This is a genomic window from Streptomyces brasiliensis (assembly GCF_014647875.1).
Lineage (GTDB): Bacteria > Actinomycetota > Actinomycetes > Streptomycetales > Streptomycetaceae > Streptomyces > Streptomyces brasiliensis.
On record NZ_BMQA01000009.1, the window covers coordinates 166,250 to 191,707 of the forward strand.

A 25,458-nucleotide genomic window follows, 5' to 3' on the forward strand; every position below is an offset into this window, starting at 1 on the left:
GTCTCAGAGGCCGAGGGTCTCGGCCTAGGTGGGGTCGAGGCCGTGGCTGCGCAGCCACGGCAGCGGGTCGATCGCCGACCCGCCGGCGGGCCGCACCTCGAAGTGCAGGTGCGGGCCGGTGGAGTTGCCGGAGTTCCCGGAGTACGCGATCGGGTCACCGGCCTTGACGACGGTGCCGGAGGAGACGCGGTAGCTGGAGAGGTGGCAGTACCAGGTCTCCGTGCCGTCCATCGCCGTCACGATCAGCATGTTGCCGTAGGCGCTGTTCCACTGGGTGCGGACGGTTCCGTCGGTCGCGGCCATCACCGTCGTGCCGTACGAGACGGGGAAGTCGATGCCCGTGTGCACGGACATCCAGTTGACGCCCGCCTGGCCGAAGTAGGCGCTGAGGCCGTGCTGGAGGACCGGAAGCGCGAACTTCGGGCGCAGCCGCTCCTTGCGGGCCGCCTCCTCCGCCGCCCGCTTCTTCTCGGCAGCCTGCTCGGCCTTGAGGTCGATGCGCTCCTGTGTACGGCTGGCCCGGTCGGCGAAGTCGTCGGCGCCGGCAGAGAGGCTCGCGAGCTGCGTGTCCAGCTTGTTGTTGGCCGTGGACGGCTTCACCGAGTGCACGTCCGACGCGGTGGCGGAGGTGTCCTGGCCGTCGCCGGCCATGTTGCCCACGGAGGCGGCGGCGATCCCGGCCACGCCCATCACGCAGGCGGAGGGCACGGCGACGGTGAGCAGCGCGGAGCGCTTGGCGGGCGAACGGCGCCGGGAGCGGGCCCCGGGGCGCGAACCGGTGCGGGCGACCGGGACGACCTCATCCTGTTCGTCCAGCAGCTCGGGCACGGCGGGCATCTCACCGGTGGAGGTCAACTCGCCGTCGTCCGGGGAGGTTTCCTCGTGTTCGGCGTCGGCGTAGCCGTGTTCCGCGAAGTCGTGTTCGGCGTAGGCCGGATTCTCGTACGCCGTCGCGTCCTCGTAGCCCGTCGCGTCCTCGTACGCGTGCTGCTGCTCGAAGGGCTCGGCGTGCTGCTCGTACGGGTCGGTCGCGGTGGCCGTGCCCGCGGTGTTCCACTGCGTCGCGTCGTACGTGCCGGTCTCGAAGGTCTGTGTGCCCCACTCCCACTGCTGGTGGGGGTCGGCGGCGGCCTGCTCGGCGGGCTGGAGCCAGGCGCTCGCGGCCCACTGGCCGCTGCTGTCGGCCGACGAGGCCTGCGCGGGGACGGTCCAGGCGGTGCTGTCGTAGGTGCCGCTGTCGTAGACCGCGTTGTGCTGGGCCGCGTACGGGTCGTGATACGTGGACTGGTGGCCGCCTGTCGCGTGGCTCTCGCTCGGGAGGTTGCCGAAGAGGGGGTCGGCTTCGAAGGCCGAAGTCTGGGCGCCGGTGTGGAAACCGTTCGCGTCGTAGCCGTCGTACGTGGTGAAGCCGCCGTACTGGGCTTCCTGCGCGCCGTACGACGCGTAGTGCGCCGAGGCGGCATCGGAAGCCGGAGTCGGGGTGGTCATGGTCCCCGACGGGTGACGGTCGTTCACCAACTTCTCTTTCGCCTCGACAACAGGGGCTGCCAGAGCAGTGCGGTGACTGTACCCGGCAGTACGCGGGCGCGACAATCTTCGGCCGGTTTCGCGCACGCAGGAAACGGGCATTCGGCCGTGTTTCGGGGGCGGTGGACCTGGGTTTGGCTTTGTGTTCGATGATTGTTCGATGTCTGGTCGCTCTTCGGTACCGGCGAGCGGGCGGTGAACCGGCTGTGCCGCCCGCTCGGGCCGGCGGTGTCTCAGGCGATCGTCAGGCCACCGTCAGCCCGCCGGTGTGCGCCGTGGCGGGAGCCTCGGGCGGCTCGAAGTCGAGGGCCTGCCGTATCCCGGCCGCGACCGCCGGATGCACGGGCAGCGCGAGATGCCCGATCCCGGTCACCCGCACGTTCTGTGCCATCAGGTCGGGATGGTCGAGACAGGCGCTCTCCAGCGGGTCCACCAGGGAGTCGAGGTCGCTCCAGAAGCTGACGAAGCGCGTACGGCAGCCGGGGGCGGGCCGGGCCAGCTCCTCGACGACCTCCGAGCCCGGGCGCATCTGGCGCACGATCGGGTGTGCGTCCGCCAGCGGGACGGCCCGGGTGCCGGAGTGCGGGGTCCCCAGCGTCACCAGCGTGCGGACCCGCAGGTCACCGCCGAGACACTGTGCGTAGTAACGCGCGATCAGACCGCCGAGACTGTGCCCCACGATGTCGACGTGCGGACTGCCGGTGCGCTCGCAGATCTCCTCTATGTGCCGGCCGAGCAGCTCGGCCGCGGTGCGGATGTCGCAGGTCAGCGGCGAGTAGTTGAGCGACTCCACCTGCTGTCCGCCGTGCTGGGCGAGACTGCGGCGCAGCAGCACGAACACCGAGCGGTTGTCGATGAAACCGTGCAGCAGGACGACCGGGGGAGCGGCCTGGACCGGCAGCCGCGCGGCGTCCTCCGCCGAGGGCAGGGCGCGGGCCGGGGAGCGGCGCTCCTGGACGATGCCGGTCGGATAGAGCAGGAGGTGCCCCGCGAGGATCGTGATCTCCAGGGCGGTGGCCTTGAGGAAGGCCAGGGAGAGTCCCGCGAGCCGGGCGGGAATCAGGAGCTGACCGAGCGGGCGAAGGGGCTCCAGAGCCCTGGTGACCTTCATGGCCGACCTCCTGTCGGCACACGGGAGGACGGCTCCGTCCCCCGTGTGCGCTCGTGGGAAGCCGAGCAGAGGGGCGTCGAGGGTGCGAAATACCTCCCTGTGCACCCTTCGCGTCCCTGCGGACCACGCTGCGGCTCCCGAACGTGTCCCATCGTGTGATTTCCCCCTCGGTCACTGCCGCGAAACTGCCGGTTGCGCGATGCTGGAGATAACGTTCGTTCACTTCGCGACGGGTGGCGGCACGCGCGGAATGTGCGGTACTTCTCGGTACGGATGGATCCAGTCGCTTCATGGAGGCAGTGATGGGTGTGGCAGCCGGTCCGATCCGCGTGGTGGTGGCCAAGCCGGGGCTCGACGGCCACGATCGCGGGGCGAAGGTCATCGCGCGGGCGCTGCGCGACGCCGGTATGGAGGTCATCTACACCGGGCTCCACCAGACGCCCGAGCAGATCGTGGACACGGCGATCCAGGAGGACGCCGACGCGATCGGCCTCTCCATCCTCTCCGGCGCCCACAACACACTGTTCGCGGCCGTCATCGACCTCCTCAAGGAGCGCGACGCCGAGGACATCCTCGTCTTCGGCGGCGGCATCATCCCCGAGGCGGACATCCCGCCGCTGAAGGAGAAGGGCGTCGCGGAGATCTTCACCCCGGGCGCGACGACGGCTTCGATCGTGGAGTGGGTCAGGGAGAACGTGCGGCAGCCCGCCGAGGCCTAGTCCGGAATTCACCAGCCCGTCCGGGGGTACTCCATCTGGGGGAGTTCGAGGACGAGGCCGTTCAGGCCGAAGCGAAGTCCGGAGGCGCAGGCGCAGCCCCCAGAGCCGAGGGCCGGGGTCGAGCGCACCTAGCTGACGTCCAGTTCCCCGGCCATCGCCGCCCGCAACCGCAGCGTCGTCATGAGTCTCTGGAAGGCCTCCGCCCAGTACCCCCCGGCCCCCGGCGACGCGTCCTCCCGTTCGTCCGGTACCGCCAGCAGGCCCTCCAGCCGCGCGGCCTCCGCGGGATCCAGGCAGCGCTCGGCCAGTCCCATCACTCCACTGAAACTCCAGGGATAACTCCCCGCGTCTCGAGCGATGTCGAGGGCGTCCACCACCGCCCGTCCCAGCGGCGCGGCCCACGGCACCGCGCACACCCCGAGCAACTGGAACGCCTCGGACAGGCCGTGCGTCGCGATGAACCCCGCCACCCACTCGGCGCGTTCCCGGGTGTCGAGCACGCTCAGCAGCTTGGCCCGGTCTGCCAGCGACACCGCTCCCGGTCCGCCGGCCTCGAGCGCCGAGGGCGCTCCCAGCAGGGCCCGCGACCACGTGGCGTCCCGCTGCCGTACCGCTGCCCGGCACCACGCCGCGTGCAGTTCGCCCTGCCAGCCGTCCGCCACCGGCAGTGTCACGATCTCCTCGGGCGTACGCCCGCCGAGCCGCCCCGGCCACGTCCCGAGCGGCGCCGCTTCCATCAACTGGCCGAGCCACCACGACCGTTCTCCTCTACCCGTCGGAGGTTTGGCCACGACACCGTCTCTCTCCATCCTCGGGTCGCACTCAAGCGGCGCCTCCACCGCGATCGTCGGCGTCTCGAGCGTGCGGTCGAGGGCCACGCAGGCCGCGGCCCGGACGGCCATCCGCGCGGCGAGCGCCGAATCCGGCAGCGCGGACAGCAACTCCGCCGCCGTCGACCGCACATTGCGGCTGCGGTCGCTCAGCGCCCGCTCCAGGAACGGCTCGTCCTCGGCGCTCAGTCCGGTGCGCAGCGAGTCGAGGAACATCAGCCGGTCCTCCGCGCGCTCCGTCGCCCACGTCGCCTCCAGCAACTCACGTGCCACAGCGGGCCGGTCCGCCCGTACCGCCCCGAGCAGCGCGACCCGCTCGGCGAACAGCCCTTCCTGCCACAGCCGTTGCACCTCGCCGGTGTCCTGTAGGTCCGGCAGCGCGGCCCCGCCGCCCGGTGCCGCACGCAGGGCGAACCGCCAGTCCGGGTTCAGCCGGGCCAGCCACAGGGCCCGGGGCCCCGCGAACGCCAGCGCCGCGGGCCGCAGATCGGTGCGCCCCCGGGCCGCGTCGAGGAGCGCGGGCAAGGTCTGCGGGGGCGCCGCGTACCCGTGGGCGTTGGCCGTCGCCAGCCACTGGGGCAGAAGCTCCATCAGGTCCGGGGAGGTGCCCCGGCGGCCGCCGCCCGTGCCGGGCCGGTCGGCCAGCAGCAGGGCGAGCCTGCGGGCCGCCGCCTCGGGCAGCGCCGGGCGCGCGTCCTCGGCGGCCGGCTCCACACGCCGGGCGGCCGGCGCCGGACGCAGACCCGCCCGCCGCCGTACGGCCGCCATGGCCGCCGCGTCCAGCAGCGCCACCGGCGCCTCCCGGCCCGGGGCACCGCCCACGGGGGCGCGGCGGTCGGTGCCGAGGAGTGCGGCCGTGACCAACTCCTCCCAGCGGTCCGGCCGGTCGTCGGGCGTGGAGGCCTCCCTCATACGACTCCCTTTCTGTGCGTGCTCCACCGGCTCCGTTCGGTTCAACACAGCGTCACCGCCTGTCCCGTCCCCTCCGGCCAGGCCGTGAGCGGTGTGAAGCCCCGGTGGCCGCACTCGCCGAAGACCTTGACGGGGGCACCGCCGGAGAGGGCGACCAGTCGCCACAGGCCCGGGCGGGAGCGCGCGGCCGGAGTGAGCGGCAGCGCCTCGTCCGCGTCGGCGTCCGCCAGCTGCCAGGAGTCGCCGTCCGGGACCGGTACGACGCGATCCAGCGTCACCGGCACCGCGTCCAGCCACGGGTCGTCCCGCAGCGCCTCGCCGTAGCGGGCGGCGGCCTGTGCCGTACTCACTCCCGGGGGCCGTATCGCGGTGGGCGAGGGCGGGGCGAACTGCTCGCCCAGGGCCGCGCGCAGCTGTCCGGCGCCCGGATAGGCGGCCACCTCCGCCTCCAGCGCTAGCCCGACCGGCAGCGCCAGTTCGGGGGACCGGCCGGCGGCGCCGTAGGAGAGGAGCAGGCAGGTGCGGGCCGAGTCGGCGCCGTGCAGCCAGATCCGGCGCGTCGTCAGCTTCACGTCCGCCGTGTCGTACTGGGCGAGGACCAGCCAGCGGTCGCGCACCGGTGGGCCGTCCGCCGAGGCCGGCAGGCCCAGGCGGGAGCGGACCGTCGCCGCGAGGCCCTCCGGGAGCCGCTCGCGGCGCAGCCAGCCCTGGTCGAGGAGGTGCAGCAGCGCGCACTCCTCGAGGAGGCGCACCGGCCAGCCCGGCCCCGACCCCGGTACGGCCCCCAGCTCCCGCACCCGCGCGGCCAGTCCGGGCGCCTGTGCGTCGACCATGCGGGCCGCCGTCTCCTCCCACAGCCCGTACCCCTCGCGCTCCGCCGTGGCCAGGCCGCCGCGCAGCAGGTCCGCGAGCCGCTGTTCCAGCTCCGTCGCCCCCGCCGTGACCCGCTCGGCGCGGCGCTCCGCCCTGCGCCGCGCCGCCTCGAGATCACCGGACCCGGACGCGGAACCCCCGCCGCCCGCCGTCCGTTTCTCCCGGGCACGCTTCTTCCTGTCCTCGATCCACTGCTCGGCCCAGTCCGGCGCCTTCCCTGTCGGCACCGCACCGTCCCCGCCCGCCCACAGCAACAGCAGCCCGAGCGCGTGCTTGCACGGGAACTTCCGGCTCGGACAACTGCACTTGTACGCGGGCCCTGCCGAGTCCGCGATGTCGACGACCGTCTGATACGGCCTGCTGCCGCTCCCCTTGCACAGCCCCCACACCGTCCCCTCGTCGGAACTCCCCGCCTCGGACCACGGACCGGCCGCGCCGAGTTTGCTTCCCGCTTTGCGTGACGCGGCGTCAGGCGCCAGTGCCAGCACCTGGTCCGCCGTCCAGCGCACCCCCTGCTGAGTCATGGCATCGAAGGTAGATCCCCCCACTGACAATCGGCCTCACGAGAGTGTCTGCGCAGGTCATAACGCATTGTCAGTGGCGTGGTGCACGGTGGGAACCAGATCCGAACGGCCGAGCTGGAGGGGACCTCAGCCATGACTGTGACCGTGGAACCGACGTCCGGGCAGACGCGCGAGAAGGAGCCGAGCGAGGCGTTGCGGCCGCACGCCGAGGACACCTTCGCCGCCGAACTCGCCGCGCTGGCCGCGCAGGACGACCGCCCACGCCCGGCCCGCTGGAAACTGTCGCCGTGGGCGGTGGCGACCTACCTCCTCGGCGGCACGCTGCCGGACGGCACAGTGATCTCGCCGAAGTACGTGGGCCCGCGCCGCATCGTCGAGGTCGCCGTCACCACCCTCGCCACCGACCGCGCCCTGCTCCTGCTCGGCGTGCCCGGCACCGCCAAGACCTGGGTGTCGGAGCACCTGGCCGCGGCGGTGAGCGGCGACTCCACACTGCTCGTGCAGGGCACGGCCGGCACGCCGGAGGAGGCGATCCGGTACGGCTGGAACTACGCGCAGTTGCTCGCGCACGGCCCCAGTCGCGACGCGCTCGTGCCCAGCCCCGTCATGCGGGCCATGGCCGAGGGCATGACCGCGCGAGTGGAGGAGCTGACCCGTATCCCGGCCGATGTGCAGGACACTCTGATCACGATCCTGTCCGAGAAGACGCTGCCGATACCCGAGCTGGGCCAGGAGGTGCAGGCGGTCCGCGGCTTCAACCTCATCGCCACCGCCAACGACCGCGACCGCGGTGTCAACGACCTCTCCAGTGCCCTGCGCCGCCGCTTCAACACCGTGGTGCTGCCGCTGCCGGAGAGCGCCGACGCCGAGGTCGACATCGTCTCGCGCCGCGTCGACCAGATCGGCCGCTCCCTCGATCTGCCGGCCGTGCCCGACGGCATCGACGAGATCCGCCGCGTGGTGACCGTCTTCCGTGAGCTGCGCGACGGGGTCACCAGCGACGGGCGGACGAAGCTGAAGTCGCCGAGCGGCACGCTGTCCACGGCCGAGGCCATCTCCGTCGTCACCAACGGGCTTGCGCTGGCCGCCCACTTCGGCGACGGCGTGCTGCACGCGGGTGATGTCGCCGCCGGCATCCTCGGAGCCGTGGTCCGTGACCCGGCGGCCGACCGCGTCGTCTGGCAGGAGTATCTGGAGACCGTCGTGCGCGAGCGCGACGGCTGGAAGGACTTCTACCGGGCCTGCCGGGAGGTGAGCGCGTGAGCGACACCGGGTCGGCGTTCGCGTCCGGACCGTTGCTGCTCGGGGTGCGGCACCACGGACCGGGATCGGCGCGGGCGGTACGGGCCGCGCTGGACGCCGCCCGGCCGGCCGTGGTGCTGATCGAGGGGCCGCCCGAGGCCGACGGTCTCGTGCCGCTGGCCGCCGACGAGGAGATGCGCCCGCCGGTCGCCCTGCTCGCCCATGCCGTGGACGAGCCCGGCCGTTCGGCGTTCTGGCCGCTGGCGGAGTTCTCCCCCGAGTGGGTGGCGATCCGCTGGGCCCTGGAGCACGGGGTCCCGGCCCGCTTCATCGACCTGCCCGCCATGCACACCCTTGCGTGGGGGGAGGGGGAGGCACCGGACGGGGAGCCTTCCCGGGTCGATGAGGGGCGGCCTCCGGAGGCTGAGGAGGGGAAGCTTCCGGAGGCCGCCGAGGACGACGACGGGGCCACCGCCGAGCGGAACCTCCGCGTCGACCCGATCTCCGTGCTCGCCGAGACCGCCGGGTACGACGATCCGGAGCGCTGGTGGGAGGACGTCGTCGAGCACCGCGTGGGGGAGGGGGCGGCCTTCGCACCGTTCGTCGCCATCGAGGAGGCCATGGCGGCGCTGCGCGAGACGTACGGCACCGGCGGGCATGACCGGGACCTCGTGCGGGAGGCGTACATGCGGCTCCAACTGCGGGCAACGCAACGCGAGTTCGGTGATGCCTTGGCCGTGGTGTGCGGGGCGTGGCACGTGCCCGCGCTGCGCCGGAAGGCCGCCGTCACCGCCGACCGGGCACTCCTGAAGGGGCTGCCCAAGGTCAAGGTGGACATGACCTGGGTGCCCTGGACGCACCGCAGACTGTCCCGGTACAGCGGGTACGGGGCGGGCATCGAGTCGCCGGGCTGGTACGGGCACCTGTTCGGCGTGCCGGACCGGCCGGTCGAGCGGTGGCTGACCAAGGTCGCGGGGCTGCTGCGCGCGGAGGACCGGATCGTGTCCTCCGCGCACGTCATCGAGGCGGTCCGGCTCGCCGAGACCCTTGCGGCGATGCGCGGGCGCCCGCTGCCGGGCCTGGGCGAGACGACCGACGCGGTGCGCGCGGTGATGTGCGACGGCTCGGACGTGCCGCTGGCCCTGGTGCACGACCGGCTCGTGGTCGGCGACGTCCTGGGCGAGGTATCCGAGTCTGCGCCCGCGGTGCCGTTGCAGCGGGACCTGGCCCGGCTGCAGCGCCGGCTGCGGCTCAAACCGGAGGCGCTGGAGCGGGAGTTGGAGCTCGACCTGCGCAGGGACACCGACGCGGGGCGCAGCAGACTGCTGCACCGGCTGCGGCTGCTCGGCATCGGGTGGGGCGAGCCGGCACAGTCACGCGGCAGCACGGGCACCTTCCGGGAGACGTGGCGGCTGCGCTGGGAGCCGGAGCTGTCGGTGCGGGTCGCCGAGGCCGGGGTGTGGGGCACGACGGTGATCGGCGCGGCGACGGCCAGGGCCGAGTCGGACGCCGCGGGCGCGCAGTCGCTGGCCGACGTCACCGCACTGGCCGAGCGCTGCCTGCTCGCCGAACTGGGCGACGCACTTCCCGTGGTGATGCGCGCCCTCGCCGACCGCGCGGCACTCGACACCGACGTCGGCCACCTGGCCCAGGCCCTCCCGGCCCTGGTCCGCTCCCTGCGCTACGGCGACGTACGCGGCACCGACACCCGGGCCCTGACCGACGTCGCGGCGGGCCTCGCGGAGCGCATCTTCGTGGCCCTGCCTCCGGCCTGCACCTCCCTCGACGCCGAGGCGGCGGAGGAAATGCGCGGCCATGTGGACTCGGTGCACGGGGCGGTGGCGCTGCTGGCGGAGGTGTCGAGACGCGGCGAGGAAGCCGAGACCGGGTTCGGGGCCGGGCAGGGGAATCCCGGCGGAGGGCCGGGCGACGGGTCCGCATCGCGCGGGCACGACGCGGGGGCTTCCGGTCGAGGCGACGGTGGCGCGGGGCCCTCCGGCCCACCGCGTGTGTCCCCGTCTCCCCCCGCGCACACCGACCTCCGTGCCCGATGGCGCTCGGTGCTGCGGGCTCTGTCGCTGCGGGACACCGTGCCCGGTGTCATCCGGGGGCGGGTGGTGCGGTTGCTGCTGGACGACGGAGAGTTGGCACAGGGGGAGGCGGCTCGCCTCATGGGGTTGGTGCTGTCGGTGGGGACGCCGCCGGCGGATGCGGCCGCCTGGATCGAGGGGTTCGTCGGCGGCGGGGGCGGCATGCTGCTGGTGCACGACGAGCGGCTGCTCGGGCTGGTCGACGCCTGGCTGACCGGGGTGCCGGCGGAAGCCTTCACGGACGTACTGCCGCTGCTGCGGCGCACGTTCTCGGCGTACGAACCGGGCGTGCGCAGAACCCTGGGCGAGCTGGTGCGACGCGGACCGGGTGAGCGGGCCGACGCGGTCGGCGGACAGGGCTCGGGCCTGCCCGGCTTCCACCCGCAACCGGACACCGAGCGCGCGGACGCCGTGCTTCCGCTGCTGCGACTGCTGCTCGGCCTGGACACCGACGATGCGAACACCGACGACAACGACCTGGTGGGGGTGGGTACGTGACGACAGGGGCGAGCGTCGACGCCATGGACGAGGCGGCGAGCGAGCGGCTGCGGCGCTGGCGGCTGGTGCTCGGGGGCGAGGCGGCCGACGGCACCGGCTGCGCGCTGTCCGGGCGGGACGCCGCGATGGACGGAGCCCTGGCCGCGCTCTACGGCAAGGGGGACAAACCGCAGTCGGGGCGGGACCGTTCGGCGGGACTCGGCGCGTCGGCGCCCTCCGTGGCGCGCTGGCTCGGGGACATCCGCACCTACTTCCCCTCCTCGGTCGTCCAGGTCATGCAGCGGGACGCCATCGACCGGCTCGGGCTGTCCGCCCTGCTCCTCGAGCCGGAGATGCTGGAGGCGGTGGAGGCCGACGTGCACCTCGTCGGCACGCTGCTCTCGCTCAACAAGGCGATGCCGGAGACCGCGAAGGAGACGGCACGGGCGGTCGTGCGCAAGGTCGTCGAGAACCTGGAGAAGCGGCTCGCCACCCGCACCCGGGCCACCCTCACCGGCGCCCTCGACCGCAGTGCCCGCGTCGACCGGCCGCGCCACCACGACATCGACTGGAACCGCACCATCGCGGCCAACCTCAAGCACTACCTGCCCGAGTACGGCACGGTCGTGCCCGAGCGGCTCATCGGTTACGGCCGCGCGGCCCGGTCGGTGAAGAAGGAAGTCGTCCTCTGCATCGACCAGTCGGGCTCGATGGCGGCGTCCGTCGTCTACGCGTCCGTGTTCGGGGCGGTGCTCGCGTCCATGCGGTCCATCGACACCCGGCTCGTCGCCTTCGACACGGCCGTCGTCGACCTCACCGATCAGCTCGACGACCCCGTCGACGTCCTCTTCGGCACCCAGCTCGGCGGGGGCACGGACATCAACCGGGCGCTCGCGTACTGCCAGTCGCAGATCACCCGGCCCATGGAGACCGTGGTCGTCCTGATCAGCGACCTGTACGAGGGAGGCATACGGAACGAGATGCTGAAGCGGGTCGCGGCGATGAAGGCGTCGGGGGTGCAGTTCGTGGCGCTGCTCGCGCTGTCGGACGAGGGGGCGCCGGCGTACGACCGCGAACACGCGGCCGCGCTGGCCGCGTTGGGAGCACCGGCGTTCGCCTGCACGCCCGACCTGTTTCCCGAGGTCATGGCGGCGGCGGTCGAGAAGCGGCCCCTCCCGATACCGGACACCGTGTGACGCCTGGCTGGAAAAGGGACATGACTACCCATCGGTAACGGGGGACTTGCGCTACCGAGGGCTGGGCATGCAAGGATCGATGCCCGTAGTGCCCGCGTCAACCGGCCGCGCCATTGTTCCCACTCGTCGAGACATGCCAGGCGTTACGTCGGGACATGCCACTAGTTCCGCCGCACGGGAGGACTCTCACCCCCTTGAGCTGGTCAGCAGCCCTGCCCGGTGCCGCTGTGCGCGTGTTGCGCACGGCGGCCGGACGGCGTGCGTTGCAACTGGCCGTGTTGGTGGGCGGATTGTTCGCACTCGGGTTCCTTTCCGGGGAGCAGGCGCACGCGGCCGACGGGACACCTTCGGTGACGTCGAGTGCGACGGCACCCTCTGTCCGGTCCGTTCCGGCCGACGGGCTACGGGCGTTGACGCAGGGCGTGACGAACGGTGTGGCGGATGCGGTCGAGCACGCGCTGCCGCAGGCCCCGGCCCGGACCGAGGCCGCGACCCCGCCCAGCCCTGGGCGCCCGGCCGCGTCGACCGCCCCCGCCAGGCACCTGACGGCACCGCACGCCCCGGTGCTCCACGAACCGGCAGCACAGGAACCGGCCCCGGACGACCAGGCGTCCGAGGCGCCCCAGCAGTCCCAGCGCTCCGCGACCCAGGACACCGAACCGCAAGGCTCCGCAACCCTTGACGCCGAACCTCGGGACTACGAACCCCAGGGTTCCCTGGCCCAGGTCACCCAGAACGTCGTCCGTTCCGTCACCGGTGGCGTCGTGAAGCCGGTCGGGGACCTCGTCGGCACCGTGACCCGGAGTCTCGACGAGGCGTTGGCGGCGGCGACGCCTCCGCTGTCCGACGTGCCGTTGCTGCCCGGTACCGGCAGCACCGTGCCTCTGCCCGGACTGCCTGGACTGCCTGGACTGCGCGGACTGTCCGAGGTGCCGGGGACACTGCTGCCCGCGCCGGTTACCGCGCTGCCCGCGTCGACACAGCCGGGCGGCGTACCGGCCGCCGCCGACAGCACCACCGGCACGAAGGGCCGTACGGCTCACGGCACGACGACCGCCGCGCACGAACCGGTCATCTCCCCTGCCGTCCCCGCACCGGGCGCGGCGGCGCAACTCCGTGGCCATCGCGCCGCGCCCCACGGCTACGCCCCGACCCAGCCCGCGCCCATCGGTGACCCGGACGGCGCGCTGGGCGGGCAGTCGGCGGTCGACAACGGCGGTTCGCGGCACATCGACGCCCACGCCGTCACCCTGAACGACCGGGCACCGCTGCGGCTCGTGCCCGGTGCAGCCGCGCGTGTCGACGCGCCCGGGACCCAGGACAGGCACCGGGACATCCCCGTCTTCCCCGGCTAGGACCCGGCAGCCCTCCTCCCGCCACAGACGGCACAGACCTGTCGCGCGGGGGCGGAACAGGTCTGCCCGCCCGTCCGGAACCCCCCTTTTTTCCTCGTTCTCCGGACGGTCAAGTCCCCCGAACTCGCTTCCGGCGCCCGGGAAGCCGCTCTCGGCCCCGGCGTCGTGGAACCCCGAAGGATCTGACGCACGCATGAACACGAACATCCGCCGTTCCATCGTGATAGCCGCCGGTGTCACCGGCGCGTGGGCGCTCGGCTCGGCCGTGGCCAGCGCCGACGAACTGCCCGCCTCCGCCGTCTCGGCGCCGGACGGGACCACCGACGTCACCGGCACCCTGACCGGCACGCTCGACGGGGTCGGCTCCGACCTGCAGGACACCGTTTCCGGCGTGACCGGCGCCGCGACCTCGACAGTGTCGGGCACGGTGGCCGACACCACCGGCGCGGACGCCGTCACGCACACCGTGGGCACCGCGGAGAAGGCCACGGGCGAGGTCCGCCAGTCCGCGTCGGCGGCCACCGTCGGCCAGGCCCGCCACTCCGTCGACGCCGAGGTGCCGAGGGCTTCGAAGATCCGCGGTGCCCAGGCCATCCAGGGTGCGAAGGCGGCCCGCACCGCCAAGGCCGGCACGGCGCGGGCCGCCCACCACGTCGCCGCACAGGCCACGTCCACCGTCGCCGACGTGACCTCGCCGCAGGACGAGATCGACTACCTCTTCGGCCCGCTCGCCTCCTTCGCTCCCGAGGTGGAGCAGGCGCTGGCCGCCGCCCAGACCAAGGTGCAGGCGACCCGGGCGGCCGCCCGCACCCAGGCCCAGGGCGTCGACGGCGCCGTCCGCACCGGCGTTCGGCAGACCGTCGCAGGCGCGGGCCGCACCGCGGCGGGCGTGACCGGGACCGCGCAGGGCACGGCCGGCCGGGCTACGACGGCGGCCGGCGCCGCGGTCTCCGGAGTACCGGGCCACGTCACCGGCACGGTGAACGGCGTGCACGGTCAGGTCACCGGCACGGTCGGCGGCGTCGAGCAGCGCGTCGTCGGCACCGTGCAGGCCGCGCCCGGCACCGTCACGCCGGTCGTGCAGGAGACCGCTGCCGCGGCGGTCCCGCCGGTGGCCGATGCCGCCGTGCACGGGGTGATCCCGGTCGCCGGTCAGGCGGTCGCGGGCGTGGCGCCGGTCGCGCAGCACGCGGTGGCCGGGGCCGTGCCCACCGTCACGGGTGCCGTCGCCGGAGTGGCGCCGGTGGCCACCGGCGCCGTGGCCGGGGCGACGCCCGTCGTCGGTCACACCGAGGACGCGGCGACCGGTCTGGCGTACGGGGTCGTCGACGACGTCCGGCCCGTCGTGGGCGCAGTCGTCGAAGGCGTCCAGCCGGTCGCCGGGGGCCTGGTCACCGGTGTCCACGGTGTGGCGGGCGGTGCGGTCGCGGACGTTCAGCCGGTGGTCGGCGGGGTCGTCGCGGGCGTGCCGCCGTACGCCGCCGGGCTGGTCGGGCAGGCCGCCCATGACACGGCCGACGCGGTGCTGCCGCCCGTCGCCGGTGCCGTCGTGCACGGGGCCGTGCCGGTTGCCGGGCAGGCCGTGGTGGACGCGGGCGCGCTCGGGTACGGCGTCGTGGGTGACGTCCGGCCCTTCACGGGCGGTGTCGTCGGCGTCGTACCGCCGCTCGCGTACGGGGTCGCCGGTCAGGCCGGCCCCTTCGCGCAGGGCGTCGTGGGCGAGGTGCCGCCGTTCGCCGACGGGGTCACCGGCTCCGTACAGCCCGTCGTGGACATGGTCACCGAGACCGTCCGTCCGGTCGTCGAGGGCGTCGGCACCGCCGCCACGACGCTGGCGTACGGCGTGACCGGCGGCGTCGCCCCGTTCGTGGGCGGTGTCGTGGGCGAGGCCCTTGCGTTCGCCGAGGGCGTCACCGGACAGGCCGTGCCCTTCGCGCAGGACCTGACCGGCACCGTCCGCGACACCGCAGGACCGCTGGCCGGGCACGCCGTCACCGGCGTCGAGGGTCTCACCGACTCGGCCGTCCCCGGCTACGGCAGCACGTACGGCGTCTGACCGGACCACCCCTGGAAACCGGCCGATCGCGATCCGTGACCGGTCTCGACGACTCCGCGGGGCCGAAGGGCCCGGACGGCCGAATGCCGTCGGCCCGTCCGGCCGACACCCCGCGGACGGGGCCGGTTGATCCCCATTGGGGTGGGGATCAGCCGGCCCGGGCCCTCATCGGGCCACCCCAGAGGCCTCACCGGGTCAACCCCAGCCCGGTGAGGCTTCGCACATCGCGGCACGCGGTGCCACCGATCCCGGCATCATGTGACAGGTATCACCGCTCAGGTGTGACCCGCGATTTAGGGGGCCCCCGGAAGCAGCGATAACCTGCGAGACGGACATGCCGCGCGCTCGGACACCGTGTGCGCCCCCCTTGTGACACACGCGGACGTCACGTTGCCCTTCGCGGCACGCCCACGCATCCAACGAACCGCGAGATCACTGATAGGGACGGAAGCGCGTGGACCTGTTCGAGTACCAGGCGAGGGACCTCTTCGCCAAGCACGATGTACCGGTGCTGGCCGGTGAAGTCATCGACACGCCTGAGGCGGCGCGCGAGATCACCGAGCGTCTGGGCGGCAAGTCCGTCGTCAAGGCGCAGGTGAAGGTCGGTGGTCGTGGCAAGGCCGGTGGCGTCAAGCTGGCCGCCTCCGCGGACGAGGCCGTCGCCCGTGCGACGGACATCCTCGGCATGGACATCAAGGGCCACACGGTCCACAAGGTCATGATCGCCGAGACCGCCCCGGAGATCGTCGAGGAGTACTACGTCTCCTTCCTCCTCGACCGTGCCAACCGCACCTTCCTCTCCATCGCGTCCGTCGAGGGCGGCATGGAGATCGAGGAGGTCGCGGCCACCCGTCCGGAGGCCGTCGCCAAGACCCCGATCGACGCGATCGACGGTGTGACCCCCGAGAAGGCCCGCGAGATCGTCGCGGCCGCCAAGTTCCCGGCCGACGTCGCCGACCAGGTCGCGAACGTCCTGGTCAAGCTGTGGGACACCTTCATCAAGGAGGACGCCCTCCTGGTCGAGGTCAACCCGCTGGCCAAGGTCGCCTCCGGTGACGTCATCGCCCTCGACGGCAAGGTGTCGCTGGACGACAACGCCGAGTTCCGGCACCCCGACTTCGAGGAGCTCCACGACAAGGCCGCGGCCAACCCGCTCGAGGCCGCCGCCAAGGAGAAGAACCTCAACTACGTCAAGCTCGACGGCGAGGTCGGCATCATCGGCAACGGCGCGGGTCTCGTCATGAGCACCCTGGACGTCGTCGCGTACGCCGGTGAGAACCACGGCGGCGTCAAGCCCGCCAACTTCCTGGACATCGGCGGTGGCGCCTCCGCCCAGGTCATGGCGAACGGCCTGGAGATCATCCTGGGCGACCCGGACGTGAAGTCCGTCTTCGTCAACGTCTTCGGCGGCATCACTGCCTGCGACGAGGTCGCCAACGGCATCGTGCAGGCCCTGAAGCTCCTCGAGGACAAGGGCGAGGAGGTCACCAAGCCGCTCGTCGTCCGTCTCGACGGAAACAACGCCGAGCTGGGCCGCAAGATCCTCTCCGACGCCAACCACCCGCTGGTGCAGCGCGTCGACACCATGGACGGCGCGGCCGCGAAGGCCGCCGAGCTGGCCGCCGCCAAGTAAGCACCGAGGACGAGGACATCAAGACACCATGGCTATCTGGCTCAACAAGGACAGCAAGGTCATCGTCCAGGGCATGACCGGCGCCACGGGCATGAAGCACACCAAGCTCATGCTGGGCGACGGCACGCACGTCGTCGGTGGCGTGAACCCGCGCAAGGCGGGTCAGACCGTGGACTTCGACGGCACCGAGGTACCCGTCTTCGGGACCGTCAAGGAGGCCGTCGAGAAGACCGGCGCCAACGTCTCCGTCATCTTCGTGCCGGAGAAGTTCACCAAGGACGCGGTCGTCGAGGCCATCGACGCCGAGATCCCGCTCGCCGTCGTCATCACCGAGGGCATCGCCGTGCACGACACGGCGTCCTTCTGGGCGTACGCCGGCAAGAAGGGCAACAAGACCCGCATCATCGGCCCGAACTGCCCCGGCATCATCACCCCGGGCCAGTCGAACGTCGGCATCATCCCGGGCGACATCACGAAGCCGGGCCGCATCGGCCTGGTCTCGAAGTCCGGCACGCTGACGTACCAGATGATGTACGAGCTGCGTGACATCGGCTTCTCGACCGCCGTCGGCATCGGTGGCGACCCGATCATCGGCACCACGCACATCGACGCCCTGGCCGCCTTCCAGGACGACCCCGACACCGAGCTGATCGTCATGATCGGTGAGATCGGCGGCGACGCCGAGGAGCGTGCCGCGGCCTTCATCAAGGAGAACGTGACCAAGCCGGTCGTCGGCTACGTCGCGGGCTTCACCGCCCCCGAGGGCAAGACCATGGGCCACGCCGGCGCCATCGTCTCCGGCTCGTCCGGCACCGCCCAGGCGAAGAAGGAGGCCCTCGAGGCCGCCGGCGTCAAGGTCGGCAAGACGCCGACCGAGACGGCCAAGCTGGCGCGGGAGATCCTCGCCGGCTGAAGCAGTACATGACGGAAGGGTCCGCACCCCGGCAACCGGGGTGCGGACCCTTCCGTATGTTCCCGTCCGCGTCTGCTCATCTGCCGAGCGGCAGTACCCGTTCCGGGCCGCGCCCCGTCTCCTGGGCCAGCTTCGCGCGCAGCATCTGCTCGGCGCTCGACAGCGGGCCGAGGGCGGCCTGGGGCGGCAGCCCGCGCACCGCCTGGGCCGGGGCGATCGGCGGCTCGTAGTAGGTGGGCGCGGTCCGCAGCGTGAAGGTGGTGGCGCCGATGATCGTGACCGTGAACGCGATCGCGGCCTGTGTCCAGAAGCGGATCTTGCGCTCCCCCTCCGTGCGTACCGGCTCCGGTCCGGCCGGCCGCAGGCGCTCAGTGGAGGCCAGTTCGGCCAGTCGCCGGTGCAGCGCGCTGGGGTCGGCCAGTTCCGGGAGGGACGCGGCGACCGCCTGGCGCGCGTGCGTGAGCCGGCTCGCCGCGGCCGGGGTGCTGGCCTCCGTCTCCGCCGCGGTCTCCGGCAGACCGAGCCCCACACCGTCGTACAGGACGAGCGTGCGCCGGTACGGCGGTGGGAGCCTGCGCAGTGTGTCCAGCAGCACCCGGTCGGCGGTGTCGGCGGGTGGTGGCTCGGGGTGCCGGTTGCGAGGGCGGAAGCGGTGCCAGGGGGAGAGGGCGCAGTCGTACGCCGCCGCCCGCACCCAGCCCGCCGGGTCCCGGTCGCGGGCCACCTCCGGCCAGTGCTGCCAGGCCAGTTGGAAGGCCCGTTCCACGGACTCGCGGGCCAGCTCGCAGCGCCCGGTGAGCAGGTACGTCTGCCGTACGAGGGCGGGCACGCAGAACGCGTACAGCGCGTCGAAGGCCTGAGCGGGTGTCACGGTGGACGGTACGGCGTCCTCGACGGCCGGTGGTGCCAGGAGCGGCTGGGGTGCCGTCGACTCCAGGGCCGTCTCCTTCGGCGCCCTTCGTGTTCCGATCGCGCCGTCGGCCGCGCTCGCCGCGAGTGCCAGTGAGGACAGCAGACGGGCGTACGCCTCCCGGTGCGGTCCGCCCGGAGAGATGCGGCCGGACTCCCACCCGCGCAGAATCTTGGGGCTCACGCCGAGCCGCTCCGCCACCTGAGCCTGCGTCAGCGACCCAACCTCGCGCAGGCGTCGGCGCTCCTTGGGCGCCGGAAGCGGGCTCTCAGGGCTCTGCGTCACAGCACCCACCCTTTCATACGAAAAGAACATAAACGTATATTGAGCGACACATCGGAGATTTGCCTGTTACGACCGGAAAGCGCGTGTCGTTGGGACCATGGCGGTCGTGATCCGGATGACCGCTCACCGACCGTCGCCGTCCCCTCTGATCCACCGGGCGCGGGACCGCTCGCCCGGGCTGGCCGCGAGCCTCGTGGGCGGCGCGGTCGCGGCCGGGCTGGGGCTCGGCTCGTTCGCCGTCCTCGTGATGACGCTGTGGATCAGCTCGCCGTATCCCGACAGCGGTCCGGGCGGGGCGCTGCACGTCGTCGCCGCGCTGTGGCTGCTGGCGCACGGGGTCGAACTGGTCCGCACCGACACGCTGTCCGGCGCCCCCGCGCCCGTCGGGCTCACGCCGTTGCTGCTGCTCGCGCTGCCGGTGTGGCTGCTGTACCGGGCCGCGCGGGACGCGGTGGACGCACCCGGGCACCCCGGGATCGCGGACGGGCCGCCGCCGGTGGCCGCGCGGACGGCCTGGACGGGCGTCGTCCTCGGCTACCTCGCCGTCGGCTGGTGTGCCGCGCTGTACGCGTCCGGCGGCGAACTGCGGCCCTCGTGGGGGTGGGTGACGGCGTGTCTGCCACTCGTCGCAGCGGCGGCGGCGGGTGCGGGGGTCTGGACGGCGTACGGCCGCCCGCGCGAGCCCCTGCTGAAAGCGTTGCCCCCACTGCCCTCGAGGCTGCGCCGACTGGCCGACCTACCGGACGCGCGGCCGGTGTTCGACACGGCCGTGCGGGGAGCCGGGGCGGGGATCGCGACGCTGGTCGGGGGCGGTGCGGCGCTGCTCGCGCTGTCACTGGTCTGGCACGGCGGAGCGGCGCGCGGCTCCTTCCTCCGGCTGACCGAGGGGGTGTCGGGACAGTTCGCCGTCCTGCTGCTGTGCGTCGCCCTGGTCCCGAACGCGGCGGTGTGGTCGGCGGCGTACGGCCTCGGTCCAGGCTTCGCCCTCGGCACCGGCCACGTCGTCCACCCGCTCGCCTCCGACCCCGCCCCGCTGCTCCCACCGTTCCCCCTGCTGGCGGCGGTGCCGGACGCGGGCAGCGGGGGACCGCTGAACTGGGCGGCAGCCGGGGTGGTTCCGGTGGCGGCCGGGGTGACGGTGGCCTGGTTCACCGTGGCACGGCAGGAGGCGACGCAGTGGAAGGCCGGACGGACGGCCGGGGTCGTCGGGCTCGCGGCGGTGGGCTGCGGCGCGGCATTCGCTGTGCTCGCGGCCCTGGCCGGCGGCCCACTCGGCGACGACGCCCTGGCCCGCTTCGGCCCGGTGTGGTGGCAGGCCGGGGGAGCGGCGGCGCTGTGGGTCGCGGGGGCGGGGGTGCCGGTGGCGCTGGGGGTACGGCTCTGGCGGGTGAGCAAAGCACGGGGCTGGCGGCTGAGGGGGCTGCGGCGGGCGGAGGGGACCGGGTGGGAGCCGGGGCCGGCCGGGAGATCGGGTTCGGGATCGGCCACGGAAGCGACAAGCGAATGGGGGCCGTCCCTGAAAACGGGGCCGGTTGCGGAATCGGCACCGGCCTCGAGGTCGGGGCAAGCCCCGAAGCCGACGCCCAAACACCGCCCGACCGCCCCGTCGAGCGCCGGGGCGTACGACCTCCTGCCCCTCGACGACGACCTCGAGCCGTACGATCTCCTCCCCCTCGACGACGACCCCGCACCACCGCTCTGGCACGGCAACACCTCCCGAGAGGCCCGCTGGGCAGCGCTCCGCCAGACGGCGGCGGACACCCCCGCCTCCTCGACCGACAAGACCGACTGAGCCACGCCCTCCGGCCCACACGCCGGCCCTGCTACGCACCTGCACACGCCGCCAGAATCGGCCCGCCCCGTACGGCCCTGCCCCGTCCCGCCCCCGTAAGCCCCGGCGTCAGCTGTTCGTGCCGAGGAAAACTCTCAGGTTCGGGGGCAGCAAGTGCTCACAGGACTGCTTGGCCTGGCTCGTCAAGGCGTCGTTCACGCACGTGTAGTAGTCGCGGTATGCCAGTCGCGCCGTGAAGAGGCCGGCCACCAGGGCCAGGGCCAGGGTCGCCGTGACCAGGCCGCTGATCGCCGCAGTGGTCTGCGGACGGCCCGTCTGCTGCGGGGCGGCCGGGGCGTCCGGGTCCGGTGTGCGAGGCTTCGTGCGCAGGGCGCTCACGCCCCAGTACAGGGCCAGCGCGCCCAGCAGCAGCGCCACGTAGGACCAGCCGAAGAGGGCGAAGAAGAAGGCCCACATGCCGCCCAGCAGGGCGTAGCGGGCGCGGCGCTGCGCGGGGTCCGTGGGATCCCAGCGCATGCCCGGGCCGGGGCCGTTCCCGCCGCCGGGGCCCTCGGGGCCGCCGCCCGGGCGCTCGCCGAAGCCGCCGGGGGAGCGGCCCGGCTGACGGTCGCTCCACTGACTGCCCCAGGGGGAGTGAGAGGAGGGGTCCGGCGGGCCGGAGGGGCTGTCCTCGCCGTTGTCCGGGCGGTGCCGGGGCCGCCACGGGCTGTCCGTGGCGCCCTCCGGGGGCGGGGCGAACGGGTTGTCGTCCTGCTGCGCACCACCCCGGCCGTCACCGCTCTGCCCGCCCGAGGGCGCGTCCGGCGGGGAGGCCGGCCGCTCCCGCAGCAGCAGGGCGCCACGCTCTCCTCCCTGCGCCGACTGCGGGGGGAACGTGAGAAGTCGCAGGCTGCGGTCCGGCATCAAGTGAGCGTCTTCCCCTAGGTGAATACGGTTGGCATGACCTGTGTGGCGTGAGCTGTCTCTGGGTGAACGCATCGTGCGGCCACCGCGTTCCCGAGCCCGCTCCCACTCAGACGCTACCTTCCGGCCACGCCCCCGTCCCGCGGGGGTTGTCCGGAGTGCCGGTATCGTTGCTGACGGTCGGCCGCTTCGTAGACTTCCCCGTATCCCGGGGCGCGAAGCACTCGTACGAACGTACAAACGGTGTGCGGGACCGGCCGCCGTGCACACGCTCCCCCGAGAAAGGGCCCCATCGTGGCCGCCAAGCCCGTGGCCAAGCGCCTCGTCGTGCTGGTCTCCGGATCAGGTACGAATCTGCAGGCACTCCTCGACGCCATCGCGAAGACCGGCGCCGAGGCGTACGGAGCCGAGATCGTGGCCGTCGGCGCGGACCGCGAGGGCATCGAAGGACTCGCCCGCGCCGAGCGCGCGGGGCTGCCCACCTTCGTCTGCAGGGTCAAGGACCACGAGTCCCGCGACGAGTGGGATGCCGCCCTGACCGAGGCCGTCTCCGCGTACGAGCCGGATCTCGTCGTGTCCGCCGGGTTCATGAAGATCGTGGGCAAGGAGTTCCTGGCCCGGTTCGGCGGTCGCTTCGTCAACACCCACCCCGCCCTGCTCCCCAGTTTTCCCGGGGCCCACGGCGTCCGGGACGCGCTCGCGTACGGAGCGAAGGTCACCGGCTGCACCGTCCACTTCGTCGACGACGGCGTCGACACCGGCCCGATCATCGCTCAGGGCGTGGTCGAGGTCCGGGACGAGGACGACGAGAGCGCTCTGCACGAGCGCATCAAGGAAGTCGAGCGAAGGCTGCTCGTCGAGGTCGTGGGGCGGATCGCCCGCAACGGCTATCGCATCGAGGGACGAAAGGTAGTAATCCTGTGACCGCCGAGAGCAACAAGCGGCCGATTCGCCGGGCGCTCGTCAGCGTCTACGACAAGACCGGGCTCGAGGAGCTCGCCCGTGGCCTGCACGAGGCGGGCGTCCAGCTCGTCTCCACCGGCTCCACCGCCTCCCGCATCGCCGCCGCCGGCGTCCCCGTCACCAAGGTCGAGGAGCTGACCGGCTTCCCCGAGTGCCTGGACGGCCGGGTCAAGACCCTGCACCCCAAGGTCCACGCGGGCATCCTCGCCGACCTGCGGCTGGACAGCCACCGCGCGCAGCTGGCCGAGCTGGGCGTCGAGCCGTTCGACCTCGTCGTCGTCAACCTCTACCCGTTCCGCGAGACCGTCGCCTCGGGCGCCTCGCCCGACGAGTGCGTCGAGCAGATCGACATCGGCGGCCCCTCGATGGTGCGTGCCGCCGCCAAGAACCACCCGTCCGTGGCCGTCGTCACCAGCCCCGAGCGGTACGCCGACGTCCTCACCGCGGTGAAGGACGGCGGCTTCGACCTCGCCACCCGCAAGCGGCTCGCCGCCGAGGCCTTCCAGCACACGGCCGCGTACGACGTGGCGGTGGCGAGCTGGTTCGCGTCCGAGTACGCGCCCGTCGACGCTGCGGCCGACAGCAGCTCCGCCGCGGGGCAGTTCCCCGACTTCCTGGGTGCCACCTGGGAGCGCGAGAACACCCTGCGCTACGGCGAGAACCCGCACCAGCCCGCCGCGCTCTATGTCGACGGCACCGGCGGCGGTCTCGCCAAGGCCGAGCAGCTGCACGGCAAGGAGATGTCGTACAACAACTACACCGACACGGACGCCGCCCGCCGTGCCGCGTACGACCACGACGAGCCCTGCGTCGCGATCATCAAGCACGCCAACCCGTGCGGCATCGCGATCGGCGCGGACGTCGCCGAGGCGCACCGCAAGGCACACGCCTGCGACCCGCTGTCCGCGTTCGGCGGTGTCATCGCCGTGAACCGGCCGGTCAGCAAGGAGATGGCCGAGCAGGTCGCGGAGATCTTCACCGAGGTCATCGTCGCGCCCGACTACGAGGACGGCGCGCTCGAGGCCCTCGCCAAGAAGAAGAACATCCGCGTGCTGAAGGCTCCGGGTGCCCCGAGCAACCCCGTCGAGGTCAAGGCCGTCGACGGCGGTGTGCTGCTCCAGGTCACCGACCGGCTGCAGGCCGACGGCGACGCCCCGGCCAACTGGACGCTGGCGACCGGCGAGGCACTGAGCGAGGCGGAGCTGGCCGAGCTGGCGTTCGCCTGGAAGGCGTGCCGCGCCGTGAAGTCCAACGCGATCCTGCTCGCCAAGGACGGCGCCTCGGTCGGCGTCGGTATGGGCCAGGTCAACCGCGTCGACTCCGCGAAGCTGGCCGTCGAGCGGGCGGGCGCCGAGCGCGCCCAGGGCTCGTACGCCGCCTCGGACGCCTTCTTCCCGTTCCCGGACGGCCTGGAGATCCTCACCGCGGCCGGCGTCAAGGCCGTGGTCCAGCCGGGCGGTTCGGTCCGTGACGAACTGGTCGTGGAGGCCGCGAAGAAGGCGGGCGTGACGATGTACTTCACGGGGACGCGCCACTTCTTCCACTGATCGCCGGCATCGGACGACGAGAGCGCCGGGTCCCCGCACGGGGCCCGGCGCTCGGTGGTTGTGTGCCGTGTGCTGCCGCGCTCAGCGGGTGGGCAGGGCCGCCACGGTGGCCGCGGGCACGTTCGACGGGTACCTGGGAAGTCTCAGGGTCACTTCTTTCCCGGGGACGTGTACTCCTTGAGCCAGTGGGCGACGCGGTCGGCGTAGTCGCGGTACTTCGGGGGAACTCCGGCCGCGTCGTTCACCTTCCGGAACGACGTCCGGTAGGCGGCGGCCGGCAGGACGCTGCGGTCGCCCGGCAGGCCGGGCTTCAGGCGCGGTTCGATGAAGCAGCGGTAGCGGGCCATGGCCGGGATGGACTGCGCGGGGGCAGCGGAGGCCGCGGAGTCTCCTGCGCCTGTTCGCCGTCCGCCCGGATCCACCAGCGCAGGATGCTCGGTGTCCAACGGGCGATGCCGTACTCGTCCTTGGCGGGGTCGGCGAGGTTCGCGTCGAAGTCGCTCTCCGCCTTCAGCATCGCGGCGACGAGCGCCGGACCGGCCTCCGGCCGGAGACAGTCGTGGGCCGAGTCGACGATCAGGCGGCGGTACTGGACCGGGATGCCCTTGTCCGCACGGAGTTCGGCGGCGCCACAGGCGGCCGGGGAGTTGTCGTCCTTCGTGTCCCGGCCCGCCCGGGTCGTGATGCCGTACCCCAGGGCGGCCACGGCCACGGTGGCGGTCGCCGGGCGCTCGCCGGGGGGCGAGGCGGATCCGGGTGCGGTGGCGGTCGTCCTCCGTGGTCGGCGGAGGTACCACGATGATGCTGTACAACTGCGTCTCCCCGTGCCTGACGGCTACCCGGTCAGGCTAGGGGGACACACCGGGGCCGTGTCCCCCCTCGGACGGGTGAGACACGGCCCCGCGCTGTGCATGGCGTGAAGACGCCTTTCGACTCCGGTCAGTTGGAGACGATGACTCCGGTCAGTTGGAGCGGATCACGATCGACGAGCAGACCTTGTCGGCGAACGTCTGCTTCTTGGCGTCCCACGCGGGCCACAGCCAGCCGATGTAGCAGGCCAGGCTGTCCAGGAAGTGCGCGATACGGCGGACGAAGGCCATGCCCACGCCGAGCGGCTGCCCGGTGGCCTCCTTCACCAGCCGGATGCCGACGGCCTTCTTGCCGATGGTCTGGCCGGTGCGGCCCTCCATGATCAGCTGCCAGATCGCCAGGCCGACGACGACGAGGTAGCCGACGATCGCCAGTGCCGGCACATCCTGGGCTGCGCCGATCGCGACCAGGATGTAGGGGACGCAGAACACGAGGAAGTCCACCAGCGTGCCCAGGAAGCGCCAGCCCCAGTTCGCGTACGGCGGCTGGGCGCCGTAGCCCTGCTGGTAGCCCTGGGGCGGGTAGCCGTACCCCTGCGGCGGGACGCCACCCTGCGGCGGAACTCCCGGGGCCTGCGGGTAGCCGTAGCCCGGCTGGCCGGGCTGTTGCGGGTAGCCGTACCCCTGCTGGGGGTTCTGCGGCTGGCCGTACGGATTCTGGGGCGAGCCGAAACTCATGTCTGGTTTTCCTCCGTTGCGCTGCGGGGACGACGCGGGATGCGCGGAGGAAC

Annotated in this window: 18 protein-coding genes and 1 pseudogene; 11 read left to right on the forward strand and 8 right to left on the reverse strand. The window is 72.9% G+C overall.

Translation table 11 applies throughout. The features are described from left to right. Positions 1 to 24 precede the first annotated feature (24 nt). Both IEZ19_RS16845 and IEZ19_RS16850 read right to left on the reverse strand, forming a co-directional pair. Positions 25 to 1,515, reverse strand: coding sequence for a M23 family metallopeptidase (locus tag IEZ19_RS16845; protein WP_229840389.1), 1,491 nt, complete (start codon positions 1,513 to 1,515; stop codon positions 25 to 27). Between the two features lie 256 nt (positions 1,516 to 1,771). Beyond that, positions 1,772 to 2,638, reverse strand: a complete 867-nt coding sequence (locus tag IEZ19_RS16850) for an esterase/lipase family protein (RefSeq protein ID WP_189311994.1) — start codon at positions 2,636 to 2,638, stop codon at positions 1,772 to 1,774. A gap of 302 nt (positions 2,639 to 2,940) precedes the next feature. On the opposite strand from IEZ19_RS16850, the gene icmB reads away from it, so the two are divergent. Next, complete coding sequence (gene icmB / locus IEZ19_RS16855; RefSeq protein WP_189311995.1) at positions 2,941 to 3,357, forward strand: coenzyme B12-dependent isobutyryl CoA mutase small subunit; 417 nt, start codon at positions 2,941 to 2,943, stop codon at positions 3,355 to 3,357. A 128-nt stretch (positions 3,358 to 3,485) separates the two neighbouring features. On the opposite strand, the gene IEZ19_RS16860 is transcribed toward icmB, so the two are convergent. Next, entirely contained in the window at positions 3,486 to 5,099 is a 1,614-nt protein-coding gene (locus tag IEZ19_RS16860; RefSeq protein ID WP_189311996.1) for a DUF5691 domain-containing protein, read from the reverse strand. Between the two features lie 41 nt (positions 5,100 to 5,140). Further along, complete coding sequence (locus tag IEZ19_RS16865) at positions 5,141 to 6,496, reverse strand: SWIM zinc finger family protein (protein WP_189311997.1); 1,356 nt, start codon at positions 6,494 to 6,496, stop codon at positions 5,141 to 5,143. Between the two features lie 132 nt (positions 6,497 to 6,628). Between IEZ19_RS16865 and IEZ19_RS16870 the strand changes: the two genes are divergently transcribed. The 7 genes from IEZ19_RS16870 (at position 6,629) to sucD (ending at position 17,458) form a co-directional block, all read left to right on the forward strand. Continuing rightward, positions 6,629 to 7,759 carry an ATP-binding protein gene (locus IEZ19_RS16870; RefSeq protein WP_189311998.1) on the forward strand — a complete coding sequence of 377 codons (1,131 nt, stop codon included), beginning with the start codon at positions 6,629 to 6,631 and terminating at the stop codon, positions 7,757 to 7,759. Next, positions 7,756 to 10,326, forward strand: coding sequence for a DUF5682 family protein (locus tag IEZ19_RS16875; RefSeq protein ID WP_189311999.1), 2,571 nt, complete (start codon positions 7,756 to 7,758; stop codon positions 10,324 to 10,326). Before IEZ19_RS16870 ends, IEZ19_RS16875 begins: the two co-directional genes overlap by 4 nt. A 23-nt stretch (positions 10,327 to 10,349) precedes the next feature. Beyond that, positions 10,350 to 11,501 carry a VWA domain-containing protein gene (locus IEZ19_RS16880; protein ID WP_189312136.1) on the forward strand — a complete coding sequence of 384 codons (1,152 nt, stop codon included), beginning with the start codon at positions 10,350 to 10,352 and terminating at the stop codon, positions 11,499 to 11,501. A 194-nt stretch (positions 11,502 to 11,695) separates the two neighbouring features. Next, positions 11,696 to 12,856: a prolipoprotein diacylglyceryl transferase gene (locus IEZ19_RS16885; protein ID WP_189312000.1), complete on the forward strand. Its 1,161-nt coding sequence runs from the start codon at positions 11,696 to 11,698 to the stop codon at positions 12,854 to 12,856. A 193-nt stretch (positions 12,857 to 13,049) separates the two neighbouring features. Continuing rightward, the gene (locus IEZ19_RS16890; protein ID WP_189312001.1) at positions 13,050 to 14,912 is read left to right on the forward strand and encodes a hypothetical protein; all 1,863 of its coding nucleotides are present in this window, start codon (positions 13,050 to 13,052) and stop codon (positions 14,910 to 14,912) included. A 454-nt stretch (positions 14,913 to 15,366) separates the two neighbouring features. Beyond that, positions 15,367 to 16,545, forward strand: a complete 1,179-nt coding sequence (sucC, locus tag IEZ19_RS16895) for an ADP-forming succinate--CoA ligase subunit beta (RefSeq protein WP_189312002.1) — start codon at positions 15,367 to 15,369, stop codon at positions 16,543 to 16,545. A gap of 28 nt (positions 16,546 to 16,573) precedes the next feature. Next, the gene (gene sucD, locus IEZ19_RS16900; protein ID WP_189312003.1) at positions 16,574 to 17,458 is read left to right on the forward strand and encodes a succinate--CoA ligase subunit alpha; all 885 of its coding nucleotides are present in this window, start codon (positions 16,574 to 16,576) and stop codon (positions 17,456 to 17,458) included. Positions 17,459 to 17,534: 76 nt separating this feature from the next. Here sucD and IEZ19_RS16905 read toward each other — a convergent pair whose 3' ends face one another. Then, positions 17,535 to 18,653 (reverse strand): helix-turn-helix domain-containing protein, encoded by a 1,119-nt coding sequence (locus IEZ19_RS16905; RefSeq protein WP_189312004.1) that lies wholly within the window; start codon positions 18,651 to 18,653, stop codon positions 17,535 to 17,537. A gap of 97 nt (positions 18,654 to 18,750) precedes the next feature. On the opposite strand from IEZ19_RS16905, the gene IEZ19_RS16910 reads away from it, so the two are divergent. Next, entirely contained in the window at positions 18,751 to 20,445 is a 1,695-nt protein-coding gene (locus IEZ19_RS16910) for a cell division protein PerM (RefSeq protein ID WP_189312005.1), read from the forward strand. Between the two features lie 108 nt (positions 20,446 to 20,553). Here IEZ19_RS16910 and IEZ19_RS16915 read toward each other — a convergent pair whose 3' ends face one another. Further along, entirely contained in the window at positions 20,554 to 21,348 is a 795-nt protein-coding gene (locus tag IEZ19_RS16915) for a hypothetical protein (protein ID WP_189312006.1), read from the reverse strand. A gap of 294 nt (positions 21,349 to 21,642) precedes the next feature. Here IEZ19_RS16915 and purN point away from each other — a divergent pair, with 294 nt between their 5' ends. Both purN and purH read left to right on the forward strand, forming a co-directional pair. Continuing rightward, positions 21,643 to 22,272: a phosphoribosylglycinamide formyltransferase gene (purN, locus tag IEZ19_RS16920; protein WP_189312007.1), complete on the forward strand. Its 630-nt coding sequence runs from the start codon at positions 21,643 to 21,645 to the stop codon at positions 22,270 to 22,272. Further along, on the forward strand, positions 22,269 to 23,858 hold the full coding sequence (gene purH, locus IEZ19_RS16925) for a bifunctional phosphoribosylaminoimidazolecarboxamide formyltransferase/IMP cyclohydrolase (protein WP_189312008.1): 1,590 nt from the start codon (positions 22,269 to 22,271) through the stop codon (positions 23,856 to 23,858). Before purN ends, purH begins: the two co-directional genes overlap by 4 nt. Before the next feature lie 149 nt (positions 23,859 to 24,007). Here purH and IEZ19_RS16930 read toward each other — a convergent pair. Together IEZ19_RS16930 and IEZ19_RS16935 are read right to left on the reverse strand one after the other, a co-directional pair. Further along, positions 24,008 to 24,645, reverse strand: a pseudogene (locus IEZ19_RS16930) (lytic transglycosylase domain-containing protein); the annotation flags it as partial. A gap of 175 nt (positions 24,646 to 24,820) precedes the next feature. Next, positions 24,821 to 25,405 (reverse strand): RDD family protein, encoded by a 585-nt coding sequence (locus IEZ19_RS16935; protein ID WP_189312009.1) that lies wholly within the window; start codon positions 25,403 to 25,405, stop codon positions 24,821 to 24,823. Between the last annotated feature and the right edge of the window lie 53 nt (positions 25,406 to 25,458).